Origin of the sequence: Pseudomonas sp. MWU12-2029, assembly GCF_023242425.1 — a bacterium.
Taxonomy (GTDB): domain Bacteria; phylum Pseudomonadota; class Gammaproteobacteria; order Pseudomonadales; family Pseudomonadaceae; genus Aquipseudomonas; species Aquipseudomonas kribbensis.
This window is the reverse complement of record NZ_JALJDY010000010.1, coordinates 112,932-130,156: the sequence shown is the minus strand read 5'-3', so window position 1 is coordinate 130,156 and position 17,225 is coordinate 112,932. Positions and strand designations below refer to the sequence as shown.

The 17,225-nt window shown below is 60.0% G+C and carries 14 protein-coding genes; 12 read left to right on the top strand and 2 right to left on the bottom strand.

The annotated features are described in order from the left end of the window. Positions 1–31 precede the first annotated feature (31 nt). The 11 genes from M5B44_RS23390 to M5B44_RS23340 all read left to right on the top strand — a co-directional run bounded on the left by M5B44_RS23390 (position 32) and on the right by M5B44_RS23340 (position 14,862). Entirely contained in the window at positions 32–2,953 is a 2,922-nt protein-coding gene (locus M5B44_RS23390; protein WP_248740638.1) for a TonB-dependent receptor, read from the top strand. Between the two features lie 368 nt (positions 2,954–3,321). Beyond that, a complete protein-coding gene (locus M5B44_RS23385) occupies positions 3,322–3,699 on the top strand; it encodes an antitoxin Xre/MbcA/ParS toxin-binding domain-containing protein (RefSeq protein WP_318653957.1) in 378 nt (125 codons plus the stop codon). Further along, entirely contained in the window at positions 3,696–4,199 is a 504-nt protein-coding gene (locus M5B44_RS23380; protein WP_248740636.1) for an RES family NAD+ phosphorylase, read from the top strand. Before M5B44_RS23385 ends, M5B44_RS23380 begins: the two co-directional genes overlap by 4 nt. Positions 4,200–4,318: 119 nt before the next feature. Continuing rightward, positions 4,319–6,973, top strand: a complete 2,655-nt coding sequence (locus tag M5B44_RS23375) for a TonB-dependent receptor (protein WP_248740635.1) — start codon at positions 4,319–4,321, stop codon at positions 6,971–6,973. 114 nt (positions 6,974–7,087) lie between these two features. Continuing rightward, positions 7,088–8,938 (top strand): extracellular solute-binding protein, encoded by a 1,851-nt coding sequence (locus M5B44_RS23370; RefSeq protein WP_248740634.1) that lies wholly within the window; start codon positions 7,088–7,090, stop codon positions 8,936–8,938. Continuing rightward, positions 8,925–9,989: a microcin C ABC transporter permease YejB gene (locus M5B44_RS23365; RefSeq protein ID WP_248740633.1), complete on the top strand. Its 1,065-nt coding sequence runs from the start codon at positions 8,925–8,927 to the stop codon at positions 9,987–9,989. The genes M5B44_RS23370 and M5B44_RS23365 overlap by 14 nt, the downstream gene beginning before the upstream one ends. Next, positions 9,989–11,011: an ABC transporter permease gene (locus tag M5B44_RS23360; RefSeq protein ID WP_248740632.1), complete on the top strand. Its 1,023-nt coding sequence runs from the start codon at positions 9,989–9,991 to the stop codon at positions 11,009–11,011. The genes M5B44_RS23365 and M5B44_RS23360 overlap by 1 nt, the downstream gene beginning before the upstream one ends. Position 11,012: 1 nt before the next feature. Further along, positions 11,013–12,647 (top strand): ABC transporter ATP-binding protein, encoded by a 1,635-nt coding sequence (locus M5B44_RS23355; protein WP_248740631.1) that lies wholly within the window; start codon positions 11,013–11,015, stop codon positions 12,645–12,647. A gap of 35 nt (positions 12,648–12,682) precedes the next feature. Next, a complete protein-coding gene (locus tag M5B44_RS23350) occupies positions 12,683–13,210 on the top strand; it encodes a PAAR domain-containing protein (RefSeq protein WP_134826519.1) in 528 nt (175 codons plus the stop codon). Positions 13,211–13,222: 12 nt separating this feature from the next. Then, on the top strand, positions 13,223–14,275 hold the full coding sequence (locus M5B44_RS23345) for a hypothetical protein (RefSeq protein WP_248740630.1): 1,053 nt from the start codon (positions 13,223–13,225) through the stop codon (positions 14,273–14,275). Next, entirely contained in the window at positions 14,272–14,862 is a 591-nt protein-coding gene (locus M5B44_RS23340; protein WP_248740629.1) for a hypothetical protein, read from the top strand. Before M5B44_RS23345 ends, M5B44_RS23340 begins: the two co-directional genes overlap by 4 nt. A gap of 57 nt (positions 14,863–14,919) precedes the next feature. Here M5B44_RS23340 and M5B44_RS23335 read toward each other — a convergent pair whose 3' ends face one another. Together M5B44_RS23335 and M5B44_RS23330 are read right to left on the bottom strand one after the other, a co-directional pair. Next, a complete protein-coding gene (locus tag M5B44_RS23335) occupies positions 14,920–15,237 on the bottom strand; it encodes an SCP2 sterol-binding domain-containing protein (protein WP_114883460.1) in 318 nt (105 codons plus the stop codon). A 48-nt stretch (positions 15,238–15,285) separates the two neighbouring features. Further along, positions 15,286–15,996, bottom strand: coding sequence for a histidine phosphatase family protein (locus M5B44_RS23330; RefSeq protein ID WP_134826522.1), 711 nt, complete (start codon positions 15,994–15,996; stop codon positions 15,286–15,288). Between the two features lie 206 nt (positions 15,997–16,202). Between M5B44_RS23330 and sohB the strand changes: the two genes are divergently transcribed. After that, complete coding sequence (sohB, locus tag M5B44_RS23325; protein WP_248740628.1) at positions 16,203–17,225, top strand: protease SohB; 1,023 nt, start codon at positions 16,203–16,205, stop codon at positions 17,223–17,225.

Here is a 17,225-nt window from a genome sequence, read left to right as displayed (position 1 = left end):
CTGCAGACGCCTTCAACAGGGAAGCCCCTCGATGTTCTCATTCAAACAACAGTCAACCCGCCTGACGCTGGCCGCCGCGCTGGCGATGGGCATCGTGCCTTCGGCCGTTCTGGCGCAAGACGCCGCCACTCAAGTGTTCACTTTCGACATCGCTCCAGGTGCGCTCGACGAGGTGCTGCTGGACATTTCGCGCCAGACAGGCGTGCCGATTTCTTTCAGCCAGAATCTGGTGCAGAGCAAGCGCAGCAGTGCAGTGCGCGGTGCGTTGGGCGGCCGGCAGGCGGTGGAGAAGGCGCTGCTCGGCAGCGGTCTGCAAGTCGAGCAGGGTACTCAGGGTTTGAGCATTCGTCAGGCCGATGCGCCAAGCGCCGCACCGGTCAAGGCTGCCGCCGTGGTGCCCGCCAGCAGCGCCGATTACCGCATGGAAAAGGTCACGGTCACCGGCTCGCGCATCGCCCGCGCCCAGTCCGATGGCGCGACCCCGGTCAACGTCATCACCCACGAAGAAATGGAAGCGCGGGGCTACAAGAACGTCTACGACGCGCTCGCCACGCAAACCCAGAACACCGGCATGACCCAGGGCGAAGACTACGGCAACACATGGCAACCGGCCGCCAGCGCCCTCAACCTGCGAGGGCTGGGTCCGAATCACACACTGGTGCTGATCAATGGCCGGCGGGTCGCCGATTACCCGACGCCGTACGACGGCAAGGTCAACTTCACCAACCTGGCAAACATTCCCTCGGCAATCATCGACCGCATCGAAATCCTCAGCAGCGGCGCCTCGGCGATCTACGGTTCGGATGCGATTGCGGGGGTGGTGAACATCATCCTCAAGGACAAAATGAATGGCGTCGACGTCAACCTCAAGGGCGGCACCAGCGAACGCGGCGGTGGTGACAACCAGCGCTTGCAGATCAGCGGCGGCGGCAGTTGGGGTGACTTCGACGGCCTGTTCGGGCTTGAACTGACCAATCGCGATCCGATCTGGGCCGATGACCGTGGCTTCATGCAGAGCGGGCCGCTGGCGGATGTCGGTTACCGTCGCGACCTGAGCAATAACCGGTACCTGGGACCAGGCTGCGGCGCTTATCAAGGCACGTTCGACAACAAACTGTTCAACAACGGCGGGCGTTGCCGCACCGACCAGATGTACAACGATTACTGGACGATCCAGACGCAAAAGGAAAACTACGACGGCTACACCCGCGGCACCTGGCATTTCAGCGACAGCGGCCAGGTCTTTGCCGACCTGATGTATGGCCTCGATCACATTCAGAACAACACCCGTGGCCCGACCTTCACGTCGCCGGACTTCATCAACCAGAACAGCGGCAATCTGGAGCGGTGGTATCGGCGCTTCGGTGAAGAAGAAATCGGCGGGCGCACCAGCAACAACAGCAAATGGCGCGACACCTCGTGGACCGGCACGCTGGGGCTGTCGGACAAGATCGCTGACACTGGCTGGCACTATGATCTGGCGGCCAATCGCTCGGAATACAAAAGCGTGCGCACCACACGCTACACACCACTGTCGTCGATCCAGGATTTCTACTTGGGCCCGCAGCTCGGCACACGCGGCGGCTACCCGGTGTTCTCTCCAGATGCTTCACGTCTTGATCGACCGCTCACACCGCAGGAATGGCAGCAGTTTCGCGGCAATCTGACCCAGAGCAGCAAGTCGGTGTCCACCAGCTACAACGCCTCGGTCAATGGCGATCTGTTTGACCTGCCGGCCGGGCCGGTCGGATTTGCCGGCGTACTGGAAGCGGGCAAACAGGAATACCGCATCGACCCGGACGACAGTCTCAACGAGGGCAGTTTTTATGGCGTGAGCCCGGCGCAAAGCTCCGGTGGTTCGCGCAAGCGATACGCGGCCGGTGGCGAGTTCAGTATTCCGGTTACAGACACCGTGCTGGCGACGGCGGCGGGGCGCTGGGACCAATACAAATTCAGCGGTCGCACCGAGCAGCAGAAAACCTACAACCTCGGCCTGGAGTGGCGGCCGATCACCAGCCTGTTGCTGCGCGGCAGTTACGGCACCAGTTTTCGCGCGCCGGACCTGAACTACATCTACCAGTCCGACAGCAACGGCTACTACCCGGCGCAGATCGATTACTACGGTTGCAGCCAGCGTGTGGAGGGTGCCTGTGATCGCGGGCGGGTCGACTACACCCAGAGCGGCACGGCGGATCTGGCATCCGAACGCGGAAAATCCTGGACTTACGGGTTTGTCTGGTCGCCGTCACGCAATTTCGATTTCTCCACCGACTTCTGGCGCGTGGAAATCGACGACCTGCTGACCACCGTCGACGAAAACCGCCTGTTGCAGGAGGAGAACGAATGCCGCAACGGCACTCAGGACATCAACTCGGCCAACTGTCAGTCCACCCTGGCACGCGTCGATCGCAATCCCGGCAATGCTGCCATCGATCCCAACCAGTTGCAGCGGGTACGGGTCAACGCGATCAACGCCGCCAGCGAGCGAGTCAGTGGTCTGGACTTCAAGAGCAACATTCGCTGGGGCGCCGGGCAGTACGGAGCGTTCAGTTCGGCGCTGGGATACACCCTGGTGCTGTCGCATTTCTACAAGGAATCGGACGAAGCCCCGACCCAGGACTTGCGCACTTCGCGCAGCAACTACGACTGGCGCAGCAAGGTCAACGCCAGCCTGACCTGGGATTATCAGAAGGCCACGGCGACCCTGATGGGCATCCGTTATGGCTCCGTCACCAACGGCGCGGGCGACGGGCGTCTGTCACCGTGGACGGTGTTCAACGCCAGTGCGCGCTATCGCTTGAACGACCGGGCGAGTGTCGGGCTGACCGTGAACAACGTGCTCAATCAGGTCAAACATGACGACTCGGCCGGCTGGCCGTATTACCCGACCGGCAACTACGACCCGTATGGGCGGCAGTGGTGGCTGGATGTGAGTTATCACTTTGGCAGTTGAGAGCGGAAAGACGCCCGGCAGCGTCCTACGGAAGTTGCCGGACTTTGCGCGAAAACGGGGATATTTCCGACGACTTTTTAAGGTTGGCCGTCGGAAGCGGGGCCTATAGCATCGGTCGTGACATGAAGTCACTGACCGGCCTGAACGCTCGGGCCCCTGACATTGGATGGATTATGCGAACCGCACATCTCGAGCACGAAAACTCTGCTTATTCCCCTCGTGATTTCTGGCGTGCCGATCACGCCAGGTGCCCTACGGAGGGTGCTCCAGTGCCCCAGACGAAAGCACCCAGACTTACCGGTCTGACGAAGGTCGAGGGAAAACCCGTGGAGGTGTTGCTGCGTGGCCGGATATGGGACAGAGACACCATGTACATCATCCGTTATGCGCTGGAAGGCTTTGATCTGCGCGACGTTGTGAACATGATTTCAACGTCCGAGCTATACCGGGAGAGCGAACTTGTGCAGCTCATCACCGGAAGGTCCGTCAGAACCGTACGGCGCTTGCTTAACAGCGACGAGCCTACGCGCCTGAGCCGCCAGCAGAGCATGATCGCCTTCCAGTATGCGCACACTCTGGAGTCCGCCATCGAGGTGTTCCACGATCAGTCGAGCGCCGAGGAATGGTTGAACAAGGCAACCAAATGGTTAAACGGTTACAGGCCCGTCGCATTGATTGAGAGTTCTTTGGGGTATCAATCGGTCGATGCGTATCTGCACCGAATCAAATACGGGGTTTATCAATGAACCCGTTGCCTTGGGACGACCGTTGGTATGCGTGGCGGCTGGACCCGGAGGTTTATCGATGCACCTGGGACAGCGGAATTGGTTCGGAACTGCAGGGTGGCCGATGGAACCGGCCCGGCCGGCGTGTCGTCTATGCCTCGATCGATCCCTCTACCGCCATTCTGGAGGTGGCAGCTCATGGTAGCTTTAACGCACTGGATAGAAGTCCCTATGTGCTGACGTGCTTTGAGGTGCTCAGTGAGGCACTTGTGAAAATCGTGCAACCCGAGGAACTGCCAAACCCCTACTGGATGAGCCCGGCACAGGCGTCGCCCAACCAGCAGGATTTTGCCGATGCTTTGCTCGCCCAGCATCCGTTCGTACTGATCCCCTCGGCAGCCACCCGGCATTCGTGGAACTTGCTGGTGAGCTGCGATCTGGCGGAGGGGCAATTCAGGATGGTCTCTCAGGAACGGTTCGGGCTGGATACGCGATTGCTGCGGGACGCAGAATTGGTCTGAGAAAATCACATTCCTCTTTTTTGCATAACCTCATCACCCAACGGTCTAAATCGCGCCCTATAAATCCCTATTGGTCATCGCACATCCCTGCATAAACCAAAACGCAGGGATGGCTGTTCATGATTCGATTTTCACCCGTTAAATCCCCGTTGAGCCTGGCCTTGCTGCTGGCGATCAACACATTGCCGGCGATTGCCGCCGACAGCAGTGCCACAGAACCGACCACTCAACTGCAACGGGTCGAAGTGACCGGCACCGCGATCCGCCGGGTCGATGCCGAAACGGCAGTACCGGTCACCATCCTTCGGGTGGAAGAATTGCAGAAGCAGGGTGTGACGACGACTGAAGAGCTGGTCAACCGCATCTCTGCCAACCAGTCCTCCGTAGGTTCAGGACGTTCGGTGGGTTCGAGCAGCGGCGGGGCGTCTTACGCCGACCTGCGTGGCATCGGCCCGAACAAGACCCTGGTGCTGCTCAACGGTCGCCGCTTGAGCAACAACGCGACCAACGCCATCAATGGCTCCGGTGTGGATCTCAACACCATTCCGTTCGCCGCCATCGACCGGGTGGAGGTGCTGCGTGATGGTGCCTCGGCGCTGTACGGCACCGATGCCATCGGCGGGGTGATCAATTTCATCACCAAGACCAGCCTCACCGAGGGCCAGATCAGCACCAACTACGACACGCCGACCCATTCCGGCGGCGGTGAAAGTCGTAATTTCAGTGGCAGTTGGGGATTCGGTGATTTGCAGGACGATCGCTTCAACGTCTTCGGTGTCGTGAGTTACGACAAGCAGCAACGGCTGGCCGCTGAAGATCGTGGTTACACCTACAACTACCAGCCGGGGCGCGGGCTCGATTACACCTCCGGCACGGCATCACCGGCCAACTGGAGCCAGGGCAGCAACGCTACCAACCCGTTGGCGGGGTCCGGTTGCAATGCACCGGGTCTGCTGTCGCGTAACGGTATCTGCCGCCAGAGTCTGTGGAGTTACCTGGATCTGGTGCCGGAAACCGAGAAGACCTCGGCCTTCGCCAAAGCCACCGGCAAGCTGTCGGACGATCACAACGTCAGTCTCGAATACTTCTGGGCGCGCAATGAAAACCGAACCCAGATCGGTCCCGGCACCCTGATCGGTAATCAGGTCAATCCCGGCACGGCGTTTTATCCGGGCAACGGCATCACCCCCGGGCCTAGCGGTTTTGCCCTTGATTCAACGCAACCGGTGGACGTGAACTGGCGTGAAACGGCGGTCGGCGCCCGCCGCCACGAAGACGACAACACCGGTCAGCGCCTGCTGCTGAATTTCGACGGCACGCTGGTTGGGTGGGATTACAACCTTGGCGCTTCGTACAACCAGAACAAAGTGGTCAACACGATCCGCAGTGGTTATGTGAACGACCGCGCCGTCAGCCAGGGGATCGTCAATGGCGTGATCAACCCGTTCGGGCCGCAGACGGCTGCCGGTTCGGCGTTGCTGGCGGCCAACGCGGTGGATGGTGATTACGCAACTGCCGTGGGCCGGGTGAAGGCGATTGATGGCCGTGTCAGTCGCGAGATCGGCGACTGGTTCGGCGCCGGTCCATCGGCATTGGCGCTAGGCGGCGAGTACCGCAAGGAAGACTTCCATCAGGATTTCGCCGCGTTTGCCGGTGATGTGCAGAGCCTCGGCGTGGACCCCAACGGCAGCGTGTCAGGGGATCGCAGCGTCTCGGCGCAATATGCCGAGGTCAATGTGCCGGTGCTCGACAGCCTGGAGTTGTCCGCTGCCGTGCGGCATGACAAGTACAGCGATTTCGGCAGCACGACCAACCCGAAATACTCGTTCCGTTTCCAGCCGTTCAAGGAACTGGTGGTGCGCGGCGCGTATAGCGAAGGTTTCCGCGCGCCGTCGCTGTATGAACTCTATAACCCGAATTTCACCACCTTCACCAACGCCAACTACAACGACCCGCGCCTGTGTGCCGGTGGCAATCCGAGTAATGGCGGGATCGCCAACCGCGACTGCGCCCAGCAGTTCAACCGGACCACGGGCGGCAACACGGACCTGAGCCCGGAAACCGCGCGCAACGTCACCGTCGGTTTCGTTTATCAGCCGTTCGATCGCCTGACCACCGGGCTGGATTTCTGGTGGATCAGCATCGCCAACCAGATCGCCGAGTTCCCCGAGTCGGCGGTGTTCGAAAATCCGGAACTGTATCCGGAACGCTTGATCCGCAAGCCTGACGGCTCCATCGATCACGTCGTCACCGGCCTGGCTAACCTCGGCAAGATCAAGACCAATGGCGTCGACGTCAGTTTCGACTATCGGCTGCCGAGCACGCCATATGGCGACTTCGGTATTGGCCTGCAAGGAACCTATGTCAGCCGTTATGAGTATCAGCAGCAGCTCAAGGGCGATTTCATCGACAAGCTCGGAGATTTTCGCGGGGGTGACTTCGCGTCGGCCGGCGCGGTGGCCCGCTGGCGTCACAGCCTGACCGGCAGCTGGAACTACGGCCCGTTCGGCGCGAGCCTGACCAACCGCTACACCAGCGGTTATCACGACTCGGACCGGGAGACCCACGACTACGTTGGCTCCTACAACGTCTGGGACGTGGCCGGCACCTACACCTGGCGCAAGACCCTGGCGGTGACGCTGGGGGTGAAAAACCTGTTCGATCGCGAGCCGCCATTCAGTAACCAGACCTACACCTTTCAGAGCGGCTACGACCCGAAATACGGCGACCCGTTCGGGCGAACGCTGTACACGCGGCTCAACTACAAGTTCTGAGAATGACCAGACATGGCCGGTTTTAGTAACCCATCGTTCTAAAACCGGCCCTATAAAAAGTGCCCGCCTGTTGCACAACACAATCAGGCAGGCACGCGGTTAAAGGATCTGCCCATGTTTTCCAGACTCACTTTGCTGGGCGTATGTCTTCTGCTGAGCCCTGCGATATTTGCGCAGCCTCAGCATGCCCTCACGGTCTACGGCGAAGCCCCGAAGTACGCCCCGGACTTCCAGCATCTGGCCTACGCCAATCCCGATGCGCCCAAAGGCGGCAGCCTGCGGCGTTCTTCGCTGGAAAGCGGTCCGTTCGATCACCTGATTCCCTACATCGACAAAGGCACCGGCGTCGCCGAAATCGACGGCTGGCTTTATGCGCCGCTGGCTTATCGCAGCAAAGACGAGCCTTACAGCGTCTACGGTCTGGTGGCGCAGCGGATGGAGCTGGATGCGGATCGACGCTGGGTACGTTTCTATCTCAATCCGCAAGCGCGTTTTGAAGACGGTACGCCGATCACCGCCGAGGACGTGCGCTACACCTTTGAACTGTTCACCACTCAGGGGAGCCTGAAGTACCGGCAGCAGTTTCGCGATGTCGCCGAGGTGCAGGTCGAGTCGCCAACTCAGGTGCGCTTCGTGTTCAAGAACAACGATAGCCGTACCTTGCCGCTGGACCTGGCGGTACTGCCTGTTTTACCTGAGCACTGGTGGCGTACCCGGGACTTTGCCGAAGGCGCCGGTTTCGAGATTCCGCCCGGCAGCGGTCCTTATCGGGTGAGCGCGGTGGATGCCGGACGCAGTGTGAAATTTCAACGGGTCAAGGACTGGTGGGGCAAGGATTTGCCGGTCACCCGCGGGCTCTACAACTTCGATCAGTTGAGTGTGGAGTTCTTCGCCGACACCGACGTATCGCGACAAGTGCTCAAGGCCGGCGGCTTCGATTACAACCGCGAATTCTCCGCCACCAGTTACACCATCGGTTATGCCGGCGCAGCGCTGGAGCAGGGCAAATTGTTGCGTGAACACCTCGCACCCGGCGCGGCTCAAGGTGCCCAGGGTTTCGTGTTCAACCTGCAGAAACCGATGTTTCAGGATCGGCGTGTGCGGCAGGCGATTGCCATGCTCTGGGATTTCGAATGGAGCAACCGGCAGATGATGCGCAGCATGTACTTGCGCCAGCGCAGTTTTTTTTCCCACAGCGCGCTGTCAGCCACTGAGTTGCCGGACGCCGAAGAACTGAAAATCCTCGAACCTTGGCGCGGCAAGATCCCCGATGAGGTGTTCAGCCAGGTGTTCGAAGCGCCGCGCACCGACGGTAGCGGCAACATTCGCGCGCAACAGTTGCAGGCGTTGAAACTGCTGGCGGCCGCCGGCTGGAAACCCCGTGGCGATCAACTGGTCAATGCTGCCGGCGAGCCGTTGCAATTCACTTTTCTCAACGGCCAGAAAGGCTTCGAGCGCCTGCTGCTGCCGTTCAAACGCAACCTGACGCAGATCGGCATCGGCTTCGATATCCGTCAGGTCGACACCGCGCAATACACCAACCGGGTGCGCAGTCGCGACTACGACATGATTGTCGTCGGCTATCCGGTGAGCCAGGCGCCGGGTCGCGAGATGTTCAATTACTTCGGCTCCGACGGCGCCGATGATCCGGGTTCCAACAACTACATGGTGCTGCGCGATCCGGCGGTGGATGCGTTGCTCGAAGGCGTGGTGCAGGCCGACAGCCGTGAAAGTCTCTTGCGCCATGCCCGGGCGCTGGATCGGGTGCTGCAGTGGGGCTACTACTGGATTCCCAACTATTACCCGCCGGGCATTTCCACGGTGTGGTGGAACCGTTTTGGCCGGCCGGCGATTGCTCCGCTGTATGACGCCGGTCTCGACACCTGGTGGGAAATCAGCCCTACGGCGTTGACCGCCACACAGGCGCAAAAACAGCAAAAGGAGTTTGCTCATGTGGGATTATAGCCTGCGGCGTCTGCTGCTGATCGTGCCGACCCTGTTGGCGATTCTGCTGGTGAACTTCGTGATCGTGCAGGCCGCGCCCGGTGGACCGGTCGAGCAGGCCATCGCTCGTCTGCAGGGGATCGGTGTCGGTGGGGCAGTAGGTGCAAGCCATGTCGAAACCATTGGCGGCGAGTCCCGTGCGACCCGTGGCCTGGACCCGAAACTGGTGGCCGATATCGAGCGTCAGTACGGCTTCGACAAACCCGCCAGTGAACGCCTGTGGCTGATGCTCAAGAGCTACGCGCAACTGGATTTCGGCAAGAGCTTCTTCCGTGGCGCGACGGTGACCGAGCTGATCTGGCAGAAGTTGCCGGTGACCTTGTCGCTGGGGCTGTGGGCGACGCTGATCACCTATCTGATATCGATCCCGCTGGGCATCCGCAAGGCCGTGCACAACGGTTCTGCGTTTGATGTCTGGAGCAGCGCCGCGATCATCATCGGTTATGCGATGCCGGGGTTTCTGTTTGCGCTGCTATTGATCGTGGTCTTTGCCGGTGGTACCGCGCTGGACTGGTTTCCGGTGCGCGGGCTGGTCTCGGACAACTTCGCCGAGCTGACGCTGTGGGGCAAGGTGGCGGACTACTTCTGGCATCTGGTGCTGCCGGTCAGTGCGCTGGTGATCGGCGGTTTCGCGACGCTGACGATCCTGACCAAGAACAGTTTTCTCAACGAGATCTCGCGGCTGTATGTGGTCACGGCCCGGGCCAAGGGGCTGAGTGAGCGGCAGGTGCTGTACGGGCATGTGTTTCGCAACGCGATGCTGTTGGTGGTCGCCGGACTGCCCCAGGCGCTGGTGACGGTGTTCTTCGGCGGCTCGCTGCTGATCGAGGTGATCTTCTCCCTCGACGGCCTCGGACGCCTGAGCTACGAAGCGGCGGTGTCGCGGGATTACCCCGTGGTGTTTGGTTCGCTGTTCATCTTCACCCTGTTCGGGCTCTTGATAAAACTGCTGGGCGACCTGTGCTACACGCTGGTCGATCCGCGTATCGACTTTACGGCGAGGGCTGCCTGATGCTGACACTTTCTCCCATCGGGCAGCGCCGCTGGGCGCGCTTCAAGACTCACCGGCGCGGCTGGTGGTCGTTGTGGCTGTTTCTGGGACTGTTCGGCGTAAGCCTGGGCGGTGAGCTGGTTGCCAACGACAAACCTTTGCTGGTGACGTTTCAAGGTGAATGGTTCTTCCCGGCCTTCAAACGCTACACCGAACAGGATTTCGGCGGCGAGCTGCCGTTCCAGCCTGACTATCGCAGCGCCCAGGTGCGCGAGCTGATCGAGGGGCAGGGCGGGCGAATGTGGTTTGCGCCAATCCCGTTCGGTTTCGACACGGTCAATTACGATCTCACGGAACCGGCACCGAGCCCGCCCTCCGGCGACAACTGGCTGGGCACCGACGATCAGGCGCGGGATGTGTTGGCGCGGGTGATTTTCGGCACGCGGGTGTCGCTGCTGTTTGCCTTGGCACTGACCGCCACCAGTGCGCTTATCGGTATCGCCGCCGGCGCCTTGCAAGGCTATTACGGTGGCTGGATCGACTTGATCGGGCAGCGTTTGCTGGAGGTCTGGTCGGGGCTGCCGGTGCTGTATCTGCTGATCATTCTGTCCGGATTTGTCGAGCCAAATTTCTGGTGGCTGCTGGGGATCATGGCGCTGTTTTCCTGGCTGAGCCTGGTGGATGTGGTGCGCGCCGAGTTCCTGCGCAGTCGAGGTCTGGAATACGTGAAAGCTGCTCGGGCGCTGGGTGTCGGCGATGGGCAGGTGATCGTGCGGCACATCCTGCCCAACGCCATGAGTGCGACGCTGACGTATCTGCCGTTCATTCTTACCGGGGCGATTGCGACCTTGTCGGCACTGGACTTTCTCGGTTTCGGCATGCCGGCGGGCAGCGCTTCGCTGGGTGAGTTGATCGGTCAGGGCAAGACCAATCTGCAAGCGCCGTGGCTGGGCCTGACGGCGTTCTTTGCGCTCGCGCTGATTCTTTCATTGCTCGTCTTCATCGGCGAAGCCTGCCGTGATGCCTTCGACCCGAGGACTTGATATGCGTGAACATCTGATCGAAATACGCGACCTGCGGGTTGCCTTCAAAGGCCAGGAAGTGGTCCATGGCATCGACCTCGACATCCTTCCGGGTGAATGCCTGGCGCTGGTGGGCGAGTCCGGTTCCGGCAAGTCGGTGACGGCCCACAGCATCCTGCAACTGCTCGACCCGAACATCACGCGGATCGAAGGCAGCATTCGCTATGGGGGCGAAGAGTTGCTCGGCGTGCATGAGCGTTATCTGCGGCAATTGCGTGGCAACCGGATCGCGATGATCTTTCAGGAGCCGATGAGTTCGCTCAACCCGCTGCACAGCATCGAGCGGCAACTCGGCGAAAGCCTTGCGTTGCACAAAGGCCTGGCCGGAGCTGCGGCGCGGGAACGGATTCTGGAGTTGCTGGAGCTGGTGGGCATTCAACGCCCCCACGAACGCTTGAAGGCTTACCCCCATCAGCTTTCCGGAGGGCAACGGCAACGGGTGATGATCGCCATGGCGCTGGCCTGCGAGCCGCAACTGCTGATCGCCGACGAGCCGACCACTGCCCTCGACGTTACCGTGCAACGCAAGATCCTGCTGTTACTCAAGGACCTGCAACAACGACTGGGCATGGCGCTGCTGATCATCAGCCACGACTTGAATCTGGTGCGCACCATCGCCCAGCGGGTGGCGGTGATGCGCGCCGGCGAGATCGTCGAGCAAGCGACTTGCGAGCAGTTATTCCGGGCACCGCAGCATCCCTACAGCATCGAGTTGCTCAATGCCGAACCCGGCGGCGAGGCGCTGCACAGGGTCGGCGCGGAGGACCTGCTGCAAGTGCGCGATCTCAACGTGCGCTTCAGGCTCGGTGGTGGCTGGCTGCGCCGCAAGTCCTGGCTGCACGCGGTCAATCGCATTGATCTGAGCCTGCAACGTGGCCGGACCCTGGGAATCGTCGGTGAATCCGGTTCGGGAAAATCCACCCTCGGACAGGCGATCCTGCGCCTGATCGATGCCGAGGGCAGTATCCGCTTCGAGGGTGAAGCGCTGGAACATTTGAGCGGCAAACAACTGCGACCATTGCGCAAGCGCCTGCAAGTGGTGTTTCAGGACCCGTTCGGCAGCCTCAGTCCGCGCTTGTGCGTGGAGCAGATCATCGCCGAAGGTTTGCAGGTACACAGTGACTTGAACGCGCGGGAGCGCGAGCAGGCCGTGATCGATGTGTTACGGGACGTGGGACTCGACCCGGCGACACGTCATCGCTATCCCCACGAGTTTTCCGGCGGGCAGCGGCAACGCATCGCCATCGCCCGGGCGCTGGTGCTCAAGCCGGATTTGATCCTGCTGGACGAACCCACTTCGGCACTGGATCGTACCGTACAGAAACAGATTGTCGCGCTGTTGCGCCGTCTGCAGAAGGAACACTGTCTGACGTATCTGTTCATCAGCCATGATCTGGCGGTGGTGCGGGCACTGGCCCACGACCTGATCGTCATGAAGGACGGTGAGGTCGTCGAGCGTGGGGAAACGGCCGAATTGTTTCGTTCGGCACAGCATCCGTACACCCGGGAATTGCTGGCGGCTTCGTTTGTGACACCGGTCACGAGGGTGCAGGCCGGGCAGGAGAGCAGCCTTTCATCAATTGATCAGATCCGGTAAATTCCGCGTCCCCAGCCCTCACACGGAAGTAAACGATGGCAAAGCCTGCCGCGCGCCTGAGCGATCTCAATGCCTGTCCGGTCACTGGCCACGGTACCAACCCCAGCACCAGCGGTTCACCCGATGTGAACATCAACGGCATGCCCGTGTTGCGTGTCGGCGACACCACGGCGTGTGGTGATACGGTCACCGAAGGCATCGGCAACATCCTGATCAATGGCAAGCCCATCGCCTTTCTCGGCAGTGCCACTGCTCATGGCGGCATGATCATTACCGGTTCCGGCGATGTGTTCGTCGGCACTCAGGTCGGCTCCGCTCCTTTCACGCCGATCATTACCGTACCCAAGCACAGTGAGCGCTTCCAGCTGGTGGACGAAGGCACCGGCGAAGCCATTCCCGACATGCTCTATTGCATCGAAACCGGTGACGGTCAGCGTCTGGTCGGCCACACCGACAATCACGGTAACGCGGCACGGGTATTCACAGCCGATCCGACATCGATTGTCGTGCAATGGGGCAAGGAAGCCGCCGCTCACCTGGATGCCCTGGGCATTGATTACTAAGGAAAGTTGAACGTGCCACCACCGAAGAAAAAGCAGGGACAGACCAGCGACCAGCACGGAACTACCCAGGTCACGGGAACGCTCAAATACGATTATGTGACGGTGGTAGGCTCCTATCACATCAGTCGCTGGACCGAGTTTCGCGGAAATTACGGCAACAAGATGAGCTTCATCAACCAGGGTGTCGGGCAGTTGAGAGACTATCTGGGCATTAAAAAGGGCGCTGCGGACAAAACCTTCTTTCTGCTGTTTACAGCCGAATACGATCCCAAAATGCGCGCGACGCTCAAAGAGCTTGTCGTCAACAAATACAAAGCCGAATACCTGGAGATCGATTCCGCGGACGCACTGGTTGCCTTTATAAACAAGCGAGTCGAAGAAAAGCGCGAGATTAAACAGCTCGACATTTTTGCCCATGGTGTGGTGTTCAATATCGAGTTCGGTTATGAAATCGAAGGCAAGGACGCTACCTATCGCTTTGGACCAGCCCAGGCCAGTCAGCTGAAGCCTGAGGCCTTTGCTCTGGGCGCCAACATCTTTTCCTACGCTTGCCGAACCGGATTGGGGGTGGATGAGACGGCGCTGGTCAGCGAAGGTCAGGAACATTACGAGCTCAGCCTCGCGCAGAAACTTGCCGATGCTACGGGGGCAACCATTCATGCCTACCCGCGCCGCAGTCTTTATGACCAGACGTATGGCAGTGAAAAAGATCGCGACGGCCTGGACGGAGCGCGTGAGCGTGTGGCGTCGGATGCCAAAGCCAAATCGGCATTCAGAATCAGGCAGCGCGGTTATGAACGACGTCTTGCTGAATACAGATTGTCCAAAAAGGACGATACCCTGGCACTCCCGGGTGAATCAGCCCCGGTCCAGCCGCCGGAGCAGGCGAGCGAAAACGATAAAAAGCTGTTGATGCATGCCGACAGTCGAGCGAAAAACGAAAAGAACATGAAATTTCCGCTGGACGATTACGGCGCTGTCGGAAAGGTTCGTTCAGGCAGCACGCCTTTGGGGCCGCCGAAGCAGCAACTGAAGTTTAAAAAGGGGCAGTTGGCACAACCATGACTGTTAGTTTTCGCACGCGCATTGGCGTGATAGCGGCTTTTTTGCTGGTTTTTAGTGCAATGGGTTTGTATCTGCACACAAGGGAAGATGCGATGAGCGAGAAAGTAATGATGTATTACGGCGACTGGAGCCCGGAAGAAAACCGTTTTGATGCAACAAAATGGTTTCGTAACGACCTGTACCGTCGTGATGTTGTCGAGGGCAAGGCAAGCGCCGTAACCATGTTGCGTAACCGCCCATTGCCTTTCAAGTCGAGCGACAACGATGAAGTGGTAGCGGCTGCCATTGTGGCGCTCGAAGCAGCTGATCCGGCGGTCAATGGCGACTTGCTCGGCAATACCTGGCCGATGCTGGTTCCGCGAATTCGTTATCGCTACAGCGCTTTCGCAGCGCCGGATAAACCACAGGATTATTACAATATTTACTTGAAGTATCAGGGGGAGCGGTATGTCATCACCTTCGCCCGTGATGGGCAGACAGGTGAAATCATCCCCGGGGGCAACGTCCAGTTGATGTACCCCGACAGTGAGACCCAGATCGCCGATCGTGAGGTCTTCAAGGAGCTGGACGCCGCCGGCATCCAGTGACGCTGAAACGACAAATCCCGCCATCAAGGCGGGATTTGTTTTTGGCTGGCCTGCGTCTTACGCCGGGAACAGCTCGGACAGTTTCATCGACAGCATCATGTCGCCTTCAACGCGCAGTTTGCCGCCCATGAAGGCTTGCATGCCGTCGGTTTCGCCGCTGACGATGCCTTTCAGGGTTTCGCTGTCCAGCACCAGTGTGCAGTTGGCGTCAGCGTTTTCGCCTTCCTGGATGTCGCAAGTGCCGTCTTTGACGATCAGAGCGTATTGCTTGTCTTCGTCAGTGATGTTGAAACCGAAGACCAGATCCAGGCCGGCAGCAGCGGCTGGGTTGAACTTGGCTTGCATTGCTTTTACGGCATCAGCTACGGAGGTCATGGTTCGATCCTTTTTGGTTGATTGCAGCAGGGTCACAGTAATCCGGACTCAGCGGAAAGTGATGAGTTCCGGGGCCTTCAGCAGTTGCAGGTGCGCATGACTGTTGAAGGAAGCCAGAGCCACCTCGCGACCGCGGAACTTCAGCTGGTTGAGCGAGGTGTTGACGATTTGCCAGTTCAGTTCAAAAGCCTGCCGGGCAGGCATTTGCGTGATCAGGTGGAGCAGGGCGGTGATGGTGCCACCGGAGGTGAACACCGCGATCTTCTGAGTGTTGTCGGCCTGATCGAGAATACGGTTCAGACCGGCCTGGACCCGTTCGACGAACCCCAGCCAGCTTTCCAGGCCGGGCGTGTCGTAGGTGCCGGCCAGCCAGCGTTCGATGATCAGGGCAAAGATGCGCTGGAACTCGCCACGGTTCTGTGCGGCGTTACGCAGGATGTCCAGCGCTTCGGGTTCTTCGGGCAGCATGGCCGGCAGCAGGGCGCGGATCACGGCGTCGGCGTCGAACTCGTTGAACGCCGAATCGATTTCCAGAGCAGGCACCGGCAGGCCGGCAGCGGCGAACTGTTCCAGCGCGCTGTTGGCCGTGTGCTGCTGACGACGCAGGTCGCCCGACAGGCAGCGGTCGAAGCTGATTCCGAGTTCGGCGAGGTGACGTCCGAGGATTTCTGCCTGGCGCACACCCGTCGGCGACAGGACGTCATAGTCGTCTGCACCGAAGGAGGCCTGGCCATGTCGAATCAAGTAGATGCTGCCCACGTCCGCGTCATCCCGGTACGTTGAAGGTTGTGGCGAGGTTATGGGGATGATGGAGAGCTGTCAATGAAAAAACATACGCTTGTTTGAAATGCCCGTTACAGGGCTGTTTCCAGAGGTTTCACGGCTGGCCGACGAGGCGGTGCATGGGTATGCTGGAGTCATCCCCGCGCGCGTTTTTCAACGGCGCATCGTTTGAAGGAGTCACTGTGGAGTTTTTGACTGAATACGCCAGTTTCCTGGCCAAGACCGTCACACTGGTCATCGCCATTCTGGTGGTGCTGGCCAGTTTTGCTGCGTTGCGCAGCAAGGGCCGGCGCAAGGCTGCGGGCCAGCTGCAGGTCAGCAAGCTCAACGATTTCTATAAAGGCTTGCGTGAACGCCTGGAGCAAAGCCTGCTCGACAAGGATCAGCTCAAGGCCCTGCGCAAGGGCGAGGCCAAATCCGAGAAAAAACAGAAGAAACACCCCGACAGCAAACCCCGGGTGTTCGTGCTGGATTTCGATGGCGACATCAAGGCCTCCGCTACCGAGAGCCTGCGCCATGAAATCACTGCCTTGCTGACCCTGGCCACACCGAAGGACGAAGTCGTCCTGCGTCTGGAAAGCGGCGGCGGCATGGTGCACAGCTACGGTCTGGCGTCGTCGCAACTGGCGCGTATCCGTGAGGCCGGCGTGCCATTGACCGTGTGCATCGACAAGGTGGCGGCCAGCGGCGGTTACATGATGGCGTGCATCGGCGAGAAGATCATCAGCGCGCCATTCGCGATTCTCGGCTCCATCGGCGTAGTCGCGCAGTTGCCCAACGTCAACCGCCTGCTGAAAAAGCATGATATCGACTTCGAAGTGCTGACCGCCGGCGAATACAAACGCACCCTGACCGTGTTCGGCGAAAACACCGAGAAGGGCCGGGAGAAATTCCAGGAAGACCTGGACATCACCCATCAGTTGTTCAAGAACTTCGTCGCCCGTTATCGCCCGCAGCTGGCGATCGACGAAGTTGCCACCGGTGAAGTCTGGCTTGGCCTCGCGGCGCTGGAAAAACAGCTGGTGGACGAACTCAAGACCAGCGACGAATACCTGGCGGACCGGGCGAAAAAGTCCGAGGTCTATCACCTGCACTATGCCGAACGCAAAAGCCTGCAGGAGCGCATCGGCATGGCGGCCAGCGGTTCGGTGGACCGTCTGTTGCTGAGCTGGTGGAGCCGTTTGACCCAGCAACGTTTCTGGTAA